The organism is Pseudomonas sp. NBRC 111133 (genome assembly GCF_001320605.1).
GTDB lineage: Bacteria > Pseudomonadota > Gammaproteobacteria > Pseudomonadales > Pseudomonadaceae > Aquipseudomonas > Aquipseudomonas monteilii.
In genome coordinates, this window is the sequence record NZ_BCBJ01000096.1 from 31,513 (window position 1) to 44,336 (window position 12,824).

A 12,824-nucleotide genomic window follows, 5' to 3' on the forward strand; every position below is an offset into this window, starting at 1 on the left:
AATCAACTTCGAAGCAGTGAACTGAACGATGGGTTTTGAACAACTAGCAGCGCTACGCGACCGCCTGCGCGCGGAAAAACAGCAGGAAAAGGCCCAGAGCCCGAAGCAGCCCAAGCGCAAACCGTCCCCGCAGGCGAAGCCGCGCGAGCAGGATCCGGCGGTCGCGGCGATTTGGCCATTGCAGAAGCATTTTCCGTTGGCCTTCCCGGTCAACCCGGCCCCCAAGGTGCCGCTCAAAGAGGGTATTTTCAAGGATGCCGAGCAACACCTGGAGCTGCTCGGGCTAACCCGTGAGCAGCTCAAGCTGGGCATCTCGACTTGGTGCCGGGGTGCCCGGTACTGGGCAAGTATGGTCGAGAACGCTCCACGCCTGGACTTGACCGGCCAAGCCGCTGGCACTGTGACCGCCGCTCAGGCACTGCATGCCAAGCAGCAGGCATCGCGGCAGCGAAGCCAGGACCGTCGCAACCGTGCGAAGTCGAAAGCGCAGGCTCCGGCCCCCGCCACCGACACAGCAGCGGCTCCCGCCGCCGACTGACACGCCCGGGCGGCTTGCCTGGTGCAAGGTCAACGTGAGTAAGGTAATGGCATAGGCCTTCACTCGACCAAGGCAAGCCATGGCCAGCGCTCGCGATAACTGCCGGCTTTTGCCTTGAACAAATCGGGGCGAGGATTCAACGCGTTCATCCTCAGCTGGTTGTTCTGCAGGTCTTCCAGGCCATGCGTGCTGTACAGCGCGCCTGTGTGTGCATCAACGCCCAGGCAGGTCGAGCGGATCAGGTAGCGGTCGATGCCATCGGTCACCTTGTGTAAAGGCGCGTAAGTGCCGCCGAACTTGGCCTGGTACCACAGGTGAACGCGGGCCTGATTGCGGACCTCGACATTGACGCCAAGGTGCGCACAGGCCTGCTGCACCCTGGTAATCATCCGGTCCTCTGCTTCCCAGGACAGGTCAGTGTCGAAATAGGCGATGTCGTAGTCCTTGATCCCCCAGTCGGCAGGCAGTCCCGCGCGCTGGTTCCAGAAGGCCTGGAACAGGGCGCCCGCAGTCAACATGCACTGGGGAACATCCAGAGTTGGCAGGATCGTCAGGAGCGCCCGGTTTACCGGGTTTTCATGGATGCTCTCCAGCACTTGCTCATCGGTCAGTGAATGCATGGGTACCGTCCTTGATGGTTGCATTGCAGCGGTCGAGCTTACCTGAATCACGCTCAGCTCATCACCCTCGCAGGCCCGCATAACCTAACCGCTAGTGGTGATGTTGCGCAGGCAACAGTGATCCCACAGATTGTTTGGTCATATGCACCCAACATCGCCTTTCGTTCTCAATAACCAGTTGAAAATAAAGACATTAAAGCATTGGCACAGTTGCTGCTCTTACCTCCTTGTATCTCACGAATCACCAAGGAGCCTCCCCATGAGCCACGCCCCAATCAAATTCGCCTACTGGGTCCCCAACGTCAGCGGTGGCCTGGTGGTCAGCACCATCGAGCAGCGCACCAGCTGGGACATCGACTACAACCGCAAGCTGGCGCAAATTGCGGAAAAATCCGGTTTCGATTACGCCCTGTCGCAAATCCGTTTCACAGCGGGCTATGGCGCCGACAACCAGCATGAGTCCGTCACCATCAGCCACGCGCTGCTGGCTGCCACGGAAAAACTCAAGGTCATCGCCGCCATCCTGCCAGGCCCGTGGAACCCGGCGCTGGCGGCCAAGCAGCTGGCGAGCATCGACCAGTTCACCCAGGGCCGTATCGCCATCAACGTGGTTTCGGGCTGGTTCAAGGGCGAGTTCCATGCCATCGGTGAGCCTTGGCTGGATCACGACGAGCGCTATCGCCGTTCTGAAGAATTCATCCGCGCGTTGAAGGGCATCTGGACCCAGGACAACTTCACCTTCAACGGCGACTTTTACCGCTTCCGTAACTACAACCTCAAACCCAAGCCGCTGCAGCAACCGCACCCGGAAATCTTCCAGGGCGGCAGCTCGCGTGCGGCACGGGACATGGCTGCGCGTGTGTCGGACTGGTACTTCACCAACGGCAACAGCGTGGAAGGGATCAAGGCCCAAGTGGACGACATCCGCAGCAAGGCGGCGGCCAACGGCCACTCGGTAAAGATCGGGGTGAATGCCTTCATCATTGCCCGCGATACCGAGGAAGAAGCGCGGGCAGTGCTGCAAGAAATCATCGACAAGGCCAACCCCGAGGCGGTGCGAGCGTTTGGCCAGGAGGTCAAGCATGCCGGTTCGGCCAGCCCGGAGGGCGAGGGCAACTGGGCGAAGTCCAGCTTCGAGGACCTGGTGCAGTACAACGACGGCTTCAAGACCAACCTGATCGGCACACCGCAGCAAATTGCCGAACGCATCGTCGCGTTGAAGGCGGTGGGGGTGGATTTGATCCTCTCCGGCTTCCTGCATTTCCAGGAGGAAGTGGCGTACTTCGGCGAGCACGTGTTGCCGCTGGTGCGGGCGCTGGAAGCCGAGCGTGGCCTGGACAAAGCAGTAGCCTGAGGCCGTGGGCAGGGAGGGCTTGGCACCCTGCCAGTATTGTCGGATTGTCGTGCAGGGGTTAGGTTGACGGGCTTACTTCAAGGAAGACTACCCCATGAAACGGACCTTACCGCTCCTGTTCGCCTGCGCGATTTTCCCCTTGCAAGCCTGGTCGGCGCTTGAAGTTGGCCAGTTTACCCTCGGTATGCCCAAGGCTCAGGTCCTGGCCATTCTGCAGCAGCAGTTCGGCGAGGTTGAGCATTTCACGGGCTATCACTATCAGGTGCCCACCGAGTTTTATCAGGGCGCCAACCCCAAGAACGACTACAGCCTGGGCGGTGTTCCCGTTTCACAGGTGAAAGCGTCGTTCAATGAAGCCGACCAGCTTCGCCAGGTTGAGGTACGGCTGGATACCACTGACGAGGCGCGGGTCCAGCAACTGCTGCCGATGACGAAGCAGGCCAAACGGGTGCCAAATACCGGTGGCCGGCTGGAAGCGTTTTCTGCAGAGGGAGAGCTGGTGTACTGGGTCTCCAAAGACTGGGACTGGACCGTGGTGACCATTGCCGACAAGGCCAGCTCGGTCGGGAACATCAAGGCCCGGGCGAAGAGTGACGAGAAGTTTGCGCAATTGAACCGCAAGTTCGACAAGCTGATTGAAACCGCTAAGCCTTAACCGCAGGTCGGTTTCAGGACGCGCCTGGTCGTTCGCACGCAACCTCCTGGCGCCACAAGTGCCATGCTTGCAGGATGCCTCGGACCAGTGCACGCAGATGCACGGCCGTCGGCAAGGAGGCCGCCAGACCGCGCAACCGTGACGTGGCCGGCGCGCCGCAGCAGAACACGCCGGACACCTGCCCCCACAATAATTCAGGCAGGGTCCGTGATGCCGAGGTCCGCTGTATGCCTGATGAATTGCTCCACCTGCCCGTTATCCAGCGCATTCTGGCCCGTGACAAGGCTACCCCAGGCGCCTTGTTGCCGATCCTGCATGCCATCCAGCACGACATCGGCTATATCCCCGATGCCGCTGTTCCCGAAATCGCCCATGCCCTCAACCTCAGCCTGGCCGAGGTGCGCGGGGTGATCAGCTTCTATCACGACTTCCGCACCACGCCGCCTGCGCGCCACACCTTGCGCCTGTGCCGCGCTGAGTCGTGCCAGAGCCGTGGCGCCGAGGCCCTGGCCGCGCAATTGCGCGAACAGCTGGCACTGGACGACCACGGCACCAGCGCCGACGGTGCCATCAGCCTGCGCCCGGTGTACTGCCTGGGTGCCTGCGCCTGTTCGCCGGCCCTGGAGCTGGACGGCCAGGTGCATGCGCGGCTCACCCCTGAGCGCCTGCGCGCATTGGTCAACGGTTGCCGGGAGGACGCAGCATGCTGAAGCTCTATATCCCCTGCGACTCGGTGGCCCGTGCCGTCGGGGCCGACCAGGTGGCCGATGCCTTGCAGCGCGAGGCCGAGCGTCGCCAGCTACCGCTGGATATCCAGCGCACCAGTTCACGCGGGCTTTACTGGCTGGAGCCGCTGGTCGAGTGCGACAGCGCACAAGGGCGCCTGGGTTTTGGCCCGGTCACCCCGCAGGAGGTGACTTCGCTGCTCGATGCCCTGGCCGGTGAACCCGGTGGCCACTCGCTGGCGCTGGGGCCGGTCGAAGACATTCCTTACCTGAAAACCCAGCAGCGCCTGCTGTTCGCCCGCGCCGGTATCACCCGCCCGTTGTCGCTGGACGACTACCGCGCCCAGGGTGGTTTCGCCGGCCTGGAAGCTGCCGTGGCAATGGGCGGCGCCGATGTGGTCGCTGCCGTGCTCGATTCCGGCCTGCGTGGCCGTGGCGGCGCGGCGTTCCCCGCTGGCATCAAGTGGCGCACCGTACGCGACGCCGGCGCCGGGCAAAAGTATGTGGTGTGCAACGCCGACGAAGGCGACTCCGGTACCTTCGCCGACCGCATGCTGATGGAAGGCGACCCGTTCCTGTTGATCGAAGGCATGAGCATTGCCGGCCTCGCTGTGGGCGCCGACAAAGGCTACATCTACGTGCGTTCGGAATACCCCGATGCCATTCGTGTGCTTGACCAGGCCTTGGCCATCGCCCGCGATGCCGGCTATCTCGGCACTGACGTGGCCGGCAGCGGCCAGTCCTTCGACCTGGAAGTGCGGGTGGGCGCCGGCGCCTATATCTGCGGCGAAGAAACCGCATTGCTGGAATCCATCGAAGGCAAGCGGGGCGTCGTCCGCGCCAAGCCTCCACTGCCCGCGCTGCAAGGGTTGTTCGGCCTGCCGACACTCGTACACAACGTGCTCACCTTGGCTTCGGTGCCCATCATTCTGGCCAAGGGGGCAGCGTTTTACCGCAACTTCGGCATGGGCCGCTCGCTGGGCACCCTGCCGTTCCAGCTGGCCGGTAATATCCGCCAGGGCGGTTTGGTGGAACGCGCATTCGGCCTGACCCTTCGTGAACTGGTCGAAGGCTATGGCGGCGGCACCGCCAGTGGCCGACCGCTGAAAGCTGCGCAGGTCGGTGGCCCGCTCGGCGCCTGGGTATCGCCCAGCCACTTCGACACCCCGCTGGATTACGAAGCCTTCGCCGCCATGGGCGCGATGCTTGGCCATGGCGGTGTAGTGGTGGCCGACGACACCCTGAACATGGCCAGCATGGCGCGCTTTGCCCTGCAGTTCTGCGCTGAAGAGTCCTGCGGCAAATGCACCCCGTGCCGCATCGGCTCTACCCGTGGCATGGAAGTGGTCGACCGGTTGATGGCGACCCAGGATTTCACTGAACGCCACGACCAGGCCCTGTTGCTGCGCGACCTGTGCGACACGATGCAGTACGGCTCGCTGTGCGCCATGGGCGGCATGACCGCCTACCCGGTGGCCAGCGCCCTCAAGTACTTCCCCGCCGATTTCGGGCTGACCACCACGGAGGCCGCGCAGTGATCAATTTCTTCGACCCCGCTTTGGATAAAAGCGGCGACCTCGGCACCCCGGCCCGTGACAGCGACGTGCAGGTCAGCCTGAGCATCGATGGCCGTGCCATCAGCGTGCCCGCCGGCACTTCCGTCATGCGCGCTGCCGCCATGCTTGGCACCAGTATTCCCAAGCTCTGCGCCACCGACAGCCTCGAAGCCTTCGGCTCGTGCCGCATGTGCATGGTGGAAATCGAAGGCATGCGCGGCTACCCGGCGTCCTGCACCACGCCCGTCAGCGAAGGCATGGTGGTACGCACCGAAACCCCACGCCTGGCTGGCCTGCGCCGCAACGTGATGGAGCTGTACATCTCCGACCACCCGCTGGACTGCCTGACCTGTTCGGCCAACGGCAACTGCGAGCTGCAGACCGTGGCGGGCCAGGTGGGCTTGCGCGAGGTGCGCTACGGCTACGATGGCGCCAACCACCTGGCCGAGAAAAAGGACGTTTCCAACCCGTATTTCGACTACGAGCCCAGCAAGTGCATTGTGTGCAGCCGCTGCGTGCGCGCCTGCGAGGACATCCAGGGTACCTTCGCCCTGACCATTACCGGGCGCGGTTTCGAGTCGCGGGTGGCGGCGGCGGGCGGAGACAACTTCCTGGCTTCCGAGTGCGTCTCCTGCGGCGCCTGCGTGCAGGCGTGCCCGACCGCAACCCTGACGGAAAAAAGCCTGGTGCAGCTTGGCCAACCTGAGCGCTCGGTCATCACCACTTGCGCCTATTGCGGTGTCGGTTGTTCGTTCCGCGCCGAAATGAAAGGCGACCAACTGGTGCGCATGGTCCCGGACAAGAACGGCGGCGCCAACCATGGCCACGCCTGCGTCAAGGGCCGTTTCGCCTGGGGCTACGCCACCCACCCGGACCGTATTACCAAGCCGATGATCCGCAAGCGGCTGGAAGACCCGTGGCAGGAAGTGAGCTGGGACGAGGCGGTGACGTATGCCGCCAGCGAGTTCCGCCGCATCCAGCTCAAGTACGGGCGTGACTCGATTGGCGGTATCACCTCCAGCCGCTGCACCAACGAAGAAGCCTATCTGGTGCAAAAGCTGGTGCGCACGGCGTTCGGCAACAACAACGTCGATACCTGCGCGCGGGTGTGCCATTCACCCACCGGCTATGGCCTGAAGCAAACCCTGGGTGAATCGGCCGGCACACAAAGCTTCGATTCGGTGATGCAGGCCGACGTGGTGCTGGTGATAGGCGCCAACCCCACCGATGCCCACCCGGTGTTCGGCTCGCAGCTTAAGCGCCGCCTGCGCCAGGGCGCGCGGCTGATCGTGATCGACCCACGGCGCATCGACCTGGTCGACTCGCCCCATGCCCGCGCCGAGCTGCACCTGCAACTGCGCCCAGGCACTAACGTGGCGATGCTCAACGCCCTGGCTCATGTGATCGTCACCGAGGGCCTGCTGGCCCAGCGCTTCATCGATGCGCGCTGCGAAACAGAAGACTTTGCCCGCTGGCGTGATTTCGTCAGCCTGGCAGACAACGCCCCTGAAGTGCTCGGCCCGGTCTGCGGCGTGCCCGCCGAACAGATCCGTGCCGCTGCCCGGTTGTATGCCACAGGTGGCAACGCGGCAATTTACTACGGCTTGGGCGTGACCGAGCACAGCCAGGGCAGCACCGCAGTGATGGGCATTGCCAACCTGGCCATGGCCACCGGCAACATCGGCCGTGAAGGGGTAGGGGTGAACCCGCTGCGCGGGCAGAACAACGTGCAGGGCTCGTGCGACATGGGCTCTTTCCCCCATGAACTGCCGGGCTACCGGCACATTTCCAACGAGAATGTGCGTGCGGAGTTCGAACGCGCCTGGGGAGTGACCCTGCAGCCTGACCCAGGCCTGCGCATTCCCAACATGTTCGAAGCCGCGCTGGACGGCAGCTTCAAGGCGTTGTACTGCCAAGGCGAGGACATCGCCCAGAGCGACCCCAACACCCAGCATGTCACGGCGGCCTTGCACGCCATGGAGTGCGTGGTGGTGCAGGATATTTTCCTCAACGAAACGGCCAAGTTTGCCCACGTGTTCCTGCCAGGCAGCTCGTTCCTGGAAAAGGACGGCACCTTCACCAATGCCGAACGCCGGATTTCGCGGGTGCGCAAGGTGATGGAACCGTTGGCAGGCAAGGCGGACTGGGAAGCGACCGTGGCCTTGGCCAACGCCTTGGGCTACCCGATGAACTACCGTCACCCGTCCGAGATCATGGACGAGATCGCCCGCCTGACGCCGACCTTCCGCCGCGTCAGCTATGCCGAAATCGACCGCCACGGTAGCTTGCAGTGGCCGTGCAACGACGCCGCACCCGATGGCACGCCGACCATGCACATCGACCAGTTCGTGCGGGGCAAGGGGCGCTTCATGCTCACCGGTTACGTGCCCACCGACGAGAAGGTCAACAACCGCTACCCGCTGCTGCTGACCACCGGGCGCATCCTCAGCCAGTACAACGTCGGCGCCCAGACCCGCCGTACCGGCAACGTGGCCTGGCATGACGCCGACCGCCTGGAAATTCACCCGACCGATGCCGAAAGCCGTGGCATCCAGGACGGTGACTGGGTGGGCATCGGCAGCCGCGCTGGGCAGACCGTACTGCGCGCCAAGGTCAGCGCGCGGGTCGCACCGGGCGTGGTGTACACCACCTTCCACTTCCCCGAGTCGGGGGCCAATGTGATTACCACCGACAACTCCGACTGGGCCACCAACTGCCCCGAGTACAAGGTAACGGCGGTGGAAGTGGTGAAAGTGTTCCAGCCGTCGCAGTGGCAGAAGCGTTATCAGGACTTCAGTGATGAGCAGCGGCGTTTGCTGAAGGAGCGCCGTACACAGGAGAACGCCGAGGTGCGCCGATGAGCAGCGACAACCTGGTCAAGATGGCCAACCAGATTGCCCATTACTTCGACAGCGAGCCGGACCGGGCCTTGGCGGTACAAGGGGTGCGGCAGCATTTGCAGAGCTTCTGGACACCGGCGATGCGCCGGCAATTGGCGGAGTGGATCGAGGCCAATGCTGGGGAGGGGCTGGACCCCAAGGTGCGGGAGGCGTTGGGCTAGCGTCTGGTGCTGATTGGGGCTGCGCAGCAGCCCCAGTAATAGTGCGGTGAAGCGAAACAGTAGGTTTAACCGTGGGCTAACTCGGCTTGGTGGGCGATGGCCTCTTCACTCTTTAGCACCAGCACATCGCCTTCCAGAGCATCCAGCACCACCTCCGAAGTATTCCCAATCAACGCCCCGGTAATCCCGGTGCGGCACACCGTGCCGATCACCGTCACCACCGCCCCCAGCTTCTGCTCGGTATGCGGGATCAGCACGTCCGCCGGCCCTTCGGCCACATGCAAACGCTCTTCGCTAATGTCGTACTCGGCCTGGAACGCTTTGCACGCCTCGCGGTAACGCTTTTCGATGGTTTCGCTCAACTGGTACGCCGGGTCCGACGCCGACAGCATCGGTGACGGATGGGCGCTGATGACATGCAGTTCACCCTTGGCCAGCTTGGCAATCTCGAAACCATGGTCAATGATGCTGGCATGCAGGCGGCGGTGATCCTCGTCCTGGTTGCCCACGTCCACCGCCGCCAGGATCACGCCACCCGTCCAGGGCTGCTCACTCTTCACCATCAGCACCGCACACGGGCACTGGCGCAGCAGCTTCCAGTCGCTGGGGGTGAGCAGGGCTTTTTTCAGCGGGTTGTCCGGGCGGTGTTCCTTGATCACCAGCTCGCAACCCTCGGCCTGCTGCACGTAGATGATGGTGTCGTGCAGGTTGCCGCGCCAGGCCTCTTCATGGGTGACATTGTCGTAGCCGTCATCGTGCAGCTGACTACTTAACAGGCTCAGCAGCGCATGGTGGTCATGCCGTTTGTCGCACATCAGCAGGTGCAGGCGTGCGCCGGTCACGCCGGCAATCAGCTTGGCCCGGGTCAGCGCCCGGCTGTGGGCGTGCTCGGGGTCGAGGACGACAAGGATGCTGCGGACGGCTTGCATGGGCGTTAGCTCCCTTCAAAGGTGGCGACCAATGCCTGACTATAGACGGCGCGGCCCCCGCTGGCGCTTGATGTACATCAAGAAGCATAGTCACTGACGCCGCCCGCCGCCGCCGCTATAATCGCCGGCCCTGCCTGTTCTGTGTGGTTGCACGCGTATGTCCCTGATCCCCGAAATCGACGCCTTTCTTGGCTGCCCGACGCCAGATGCCTGGATCGAAGCGGCGCTGGCCGACCAGGAAACCCTGCTGATCGACCACAAGAACTGCGAATTCAAGGCTGCCAGCACGGCCTTGAGCCTGATGGCCAAGTACAACACCCACCTCGACCTGATCAACATGATGTCGCGCCTGGCCCGTGAAGAGCTGGTGCACCATGAACAGGTGCTGCGGCTGATGAAGCGCCGTGGCGTGCCACTGCGCCCGGTGTCGGCGGGGCGCTATGCGTCGGGGCTGCGCCGCCTGGTGCGCGCCCACGAGCCGGTCAAGCTGGTGGATACGCTGGTGGTGGGGGCATTTATCGAAGCGCGCAGCTGCGAGCGCTTTGCCGCGCTGGTGCCGCACCTGGATGAGGAGCTGGGCCGCTTCTATCACGGCCTGCTGAAAAGCGAAGCACGCCACTACCAAGGCTACCTGAAACTGGCGCACAACTACGGTGATGAGGCAGACATCGCCCGCCGGGTGGAGCTGGTGCGTGCCGCTGAGGTCGAGCTGATCCAGTCACCGGACCAGGAACTGCGCTTCCACAGCGGCATCCCGCAAGCGCTGGCCGCCTGATTCGCACCAGGCGGCCCAGCCGTCAGTTGCGCCGGCCCAGCAGCAGGCCCACCACCAGGCCAAGGCCTGCGGAAATGGCCACGGTCTGCCACGGATGGCCACCTATGTAGTCCTGGGTGGCGTCCACCACCGGTTGCGCCTTGCTGCGCATATTGCTGGCCGCCTGGCGGGCCTGGCGCAGCTTCAGGTTGACCTGCGCGCGTAACGTTTCTGCTTCGTCGCCCACCAGGGCGGCGCTGTCGTTCAGCAGTTTTTCCGATTCTTCGATCAGCGATTGCAGTTCGCTGAATACCTGGTCCTTGATCTGATCGCTGTCTGCCAGTGCGGCGTTTTTCCGGGCCATGAACTCGTCCTCGTCGATGGGGTGGTTTGAACAATGGATGCCGCCGCGTCGGGAAAGTTGCGCCGGCTTACTGATGTTGCGTTGCCTGGGTGTAAGATAGCGGCCATTTTCAAACCTGCAGGTACCTTCATGAGTTTTAATCTGGCCAACATGAGCTTCGAGGAACGGGCGCAGATCGAGGCAGAGAAGGCGCGGTTGTTCGAGCTGTGGCAGAACAACCTGGGCAAGGCCAAGGGCGAAGCGGCCCGGCTGATTGCCGAAAAACCGCGTCGCAAGGGCAAGTGGGCCGAGTGGGTACGCGCCGAGCTGGACGGCATGACGCCCCCCGAATACGCCAGCATGGTGCGCAGCGAAGTCAACAAGCTGATGGCCGCCGCCAGCGCCAGCCGCTGAACACCCCCCAGGTGCTTACCAGTAGGCGCCCTTGGGCAGGTCCAGCTTGCCCTCGTCGGTAAAGCGCACAGTCCCCAGCAGACCACCGGCCAGCTTGCCGCGCAGCTTGTAGGGCAGGCCCTGCAGCGAGTCCACCTTGCCCAGTCCATAGGCCTGGCGCAGGAAGGAAAATGCCGTGATGCTTACCGGCACCACGATCACCGCTTCTTCATAACGGCCGATGTGCCCCTGCTGGTCGCTGACCCCGGCGGCCAGCGGCTGGCCGTTCACTTCCAGGTTGAGGGCAATGCCGTTGTAGTCGATGGGCGATTCGCTGGGGTTTTGCACCCGCATTTTCACGGCCATGCGCAGTTCCAGTTCCTGGCCGGGCAACGGTTCGATGCCGATCACACTGATATTGACCGGGTCACGTGGCTGGAACAGTGCGCACGCGTTCAGGCCGTAGGCCATCAGTAGCACAAGCATTAACCGGGTAAAGCGGTACAGGCGGGCAGTCATGAGGGCGACCTTGCCAGAGTGAGCGAAGTGTCAGTGTGGCAAATGCAAGTGGGCGTTGAAAGTGCCCCACGGGATGAAAGATACTGTTTCTCATTAACGCCCGATAACTCCTCCTACTGGCTGTTCCCAAACCCATGCTGACGTCACCCGTGTCGGGGCTGCTGGCGAGTTTCCAGGAGCACTACGACGACCTGCTGCAGTTTCTGACCCGGCGCATGAGCGACCGCCAGCGCGCCGCCGACGTGGCCCAGGAAACCTACCTGAAGCTGGTCAAGATCGATGAGCAAGCGCTGCCGGTGCTGCATGCGCGCAGCTTCATCTTCCGCGTGGCCGGCAACCTGGCAATCGATGCCTTGCGCCGCGAACAGCGCCTGGCGGCCAGCCATGACGACTGTGACGGGGCAGCGGAACTGGCCTGCCCGGCGCCAGCACCCGAGGCGATGTTGCTGGCCCGGGAGCGCTTGCAAATTCTTGACGATGCGCTGCTGAAACTGCCCGACAATGCCCGCCAGGCGTTGTTGCTGAACCGCGTCGAAGGCCTGACCCAGGCGCAGATTGCACAGCGGCTGGGGGTTTCCGAGAGCATGGTGGCCAAGTACATCGGCCAAGCCTTGCGCCATTGCCGCGACTGGCTCAAACAGGCGGGTGTGGCGGCCTCCGTGGTGTTGCTGGTCGCCGCGATGGCGGCTTGGCAACAGGCGCCGATGCTGCTGGCGGATTACCACACTGCAGTGGGCGAGCGGCAGGTGATCACCCTGGCAGATGGCACGCGGGTGACATTGAACAGCGCCAGTGCGCTGAGCGTGGTGTTCAACGCGCACGAACGCCGGGTGGTGCTGGATGCCGGTGAGGCCCTGTTCGAGACCGCTGATGAGGCGCGGCCGTTTGTGGTCGAGACGGCGGGTGAGCGTGTGCAGGGTGGTGCAGCCACGTTCAGCGTGCGCCGCGATGGCCGTGTGGTGCTGGCGCGTGGTGAGGCCAAGGTTGGCGAACGTTCATTGGTGGTAGCCGCCGATGCCGGAACGCAGATGGCCTGGCAGCGCGGCAAGCTGATCTTCAACGGCAAGCCGCTGGGGCAGGTGCTGGCGGAACTTGAGCGTTACCGGCATGGGCGGATTGTGCTGTCCGATAGCAAGCTGGCAGCGATGGAGGTGAGCGGGGTGTTTGACCTTGACGAGCCGGAGGCGCTGTTGCGCACGCTGGAGCAGCGGTATGGCCTGAAGGTGACCTACCTGCCGTGGTTGGCCGTGGTTCATTGACCAGCCTGTGCCGACCTCTTCGCGGGCAAGCCCGCTCCCACAGGTACGCCACAGAATTCAAGGACTGTGATGTACTTGTGCGAGCGGGCTTGCCCGCGAAGGGGCCGGTACAGGAAAA

The 12,824-nt window shown here is 63.5% G+C and carries 14 protein-coding genes; 10 read left to right on the forward strand and 4 right to left on the reverse strand.

Annotated elements, in window-relative coordinates; translation table 11 throughout:
* Positions 1-28: 28 nt before the first annotated feature.
* Positions 29-538: a ProQ/FinO family protein gene (locus APH36_RS22695; RefSeq protein ID WP_060500463.1), complete on the forward strand. Its 510-nt coding sequence runs from the start codon at positions 29-31 to the stop codon at positions 536-538.
* 59 nt (positions 539-597) lie between these two features.
* On the opposite strand, the gene APH36_RS22700 is transcribed toward APH36_RS22695, so the two are convergent.
* The gene (locus tag APH36_RS22700) at positions 598-1,158 is read right to left on the reverse strand and encodes a nucleotidyltransferase family protein (protein ID WP_060500465.1); all 561 of its coding nucleotides are present in this window, start codon (positions 1,156-1,158) and stop codon (positions 598-600) included.
* A gap of 259 nt (positions 1,159-1,417) precedes the next feature.
* On the opposite strand from APH36_RS22700, the gene sfnG reads away from it, so the two are divergent.
* The 6 genes from sfnG to APH36_RS22730 all read left to right on the forward strand — a co-directional run bounded on the left by sfnG (position 1,418) and on the right by APH36_RS22730 (position 8,509).
* The gene (gene sfnG, locus APH36_RS22705) at positions 1,418-2,512 is read left to right on the forward strand and encodes a dimethylsulfone monooxygenase SfnG (protein ID WP_060500467.1); all 1,095 of its coding nucleotides are present in this window, start codon (positions 1,418-1,420) and stop codon (positions 2,510-2,512) included.
* Positions 2,513-2,606: 94 nt separating this feature from the next.
* Positions 2,607-3,167: a hypothetical protein gene (locus APH36_RS22710; RefSeq protein ID WP_060500469.1), complete on the forward strand. Its 561-nt coding sequence runs from the start codon at positions 2,607-2,609 to the stop codon at positions 3,165-3,167.
* A gap of 227 nt (positions 3,168-3,394) precedes the next feature.
* Positions 3,395-3,877, forward strand: coding sequence for a formate dehydrogenase subunit gamma (locus APH36_RS22715; protein WP_019098738.1), 483 nt, complete (start codon positions 3,395-3,397; stop codon positions 3,875-3,877).
* Complete coding sequence (locus APH36_RS22720; RefSeq protein WP_060500470.1) at positions 3,871-5,430, forward strand: NADH-quinone oxidoreductase subunit NuoF; 1,560 nt, start codon at positions 3,871-3,873, stop codon at positions 5,428-5,430. The genes APH36_RS22715 and APH36_RS22720 overlap by 7 nt, the downstream gene beginning before the upstream one ends.
* Positions 5,427-8,309 carry a formate dehydrogenase subunit alpha gene (gene fdhF, locus APH36_RS22725; RefSeq protein WP_060500473.1) on the forward strand — a complete coding sequence of 961 codons (2,883 nt, stop codon included), beginning with the start codon at positions 5,427-5,429 and terminating at the stop codon, positions 8,307-8,309. Before APH36_RS22720 ends, fdhF begins: the two co-directional genes overlap by 4 nt.
* Complete coding sequence (locus APH36_RS22730) at positions 8,306-8,509, forward strand: formate dehydrogenase subunit delta (protein WP_060500475.1); 204 nt, start codon at positions 8,306-8,308, stop codon at positions 8,507-8,509. The genes fdhF and APH36_RS22730 overlap by 4 nt, the downstream gene beginning before the upstream one ends.
* 65 nt (positions 8,510-8,574) lie before the next feature.
* Here the strand turns inward: APH36_RS22730 and APH36_RS22735 are convergent, their stop codons facing one another.
* The gene (locus APH36_RS22735) at positions 8,575-9,438 is read right to left on the reverse strand and encodes a universal stress protein (RefSeq protein WP_060500477.1); all 864 of its coding nucleotides are present in this window, start codon (positions 9,436-9,438) and stop codon (positions 8,575-8,577) included.
* A gap of 157 nt (positions 9,439-9,595) precedes the next feature.
* Here APH36_RS22735 and APH36_RS22740 point away from each other — a divergent pair, with 157 nt between their 5' ends.
* Positions 9,596-10,213 carry a tRNA-(ms[2]io[6]A)-hydroxylase gene (locus APH36_RS22740; protein ID WP_016714954.1) on the forward strand — a complete coding sequence of 206 codons (618 nt, stop codon included), beginning with the start codon at positions 9,596-9,598 and terminating at the stop codon, positions 10,211-10,213.
* A 22-nt stretch (positions 10,214-10,235) separates the two neighbouring features.
* Here APH36_RS22740 and APH36_RS22745 read toward each other — a convergent pair whose 3' ends face one another.
* Entirely contained in the window at positions 10,236-10,556 is a 321-nt protein-coding gene (locus tag APH36_RS22745) for a YqjD family protein (protein WP_060500479.1), read from the reverse strand.
* A gap of 129 nt (positions 10,557-10,685) precedes the next feature.
* Between APH36_RS22745 and APH36_RS22750 the strand changes: the two genes are divergently transcribed.
* Positions 10,686-10,949, forward strand: a complete 264-nt coding sequence (locus APH36_RS22750; protein WP_060500481.1) for a hypothetical protein — start codon at positions 10,686-10,688, stop codon at positions 10,947-10,949.
* A gap of 15 nt (positions 10,950-10,964) precedes the next feature.
* On the opposite strand, the gene APH36_RS22755 is transcribed toward APH36_RS22750, so the two are convergent.
* Positions 10,965-11,447 (reverse strand): LEA type 2 family protein, encoded by a 483-nt coding sequence (locus APH36_RS22755; RefSeq protein ID WP_060500483.1) that lies wholly within the window; start codon positions 11,445-11,447, stop codon positions 10,965-10,967.
* Positions 11,448-11,581: 134 nt separating this feature from the next.
* Between APH36_RS22755 and APH36_RS22760 the strand changes: the two genes are divergently transcribed.
* Positions 11,582-12,706 carry a sigma-70 family RNA polymerase sigma factor gene (locus APH36_RS22760; RefSeq protein ID WP_060500485.1) on the forward strand — a complete coding sequence of 375 codons (1,125 nt, stop codon included), beginning with the start codon at positions 11,582-11,584 and terminating at the stop codon, positions 12,704-12,706.
* Positions 12,707-12,824: the final 118 nt, after the last annotated feature.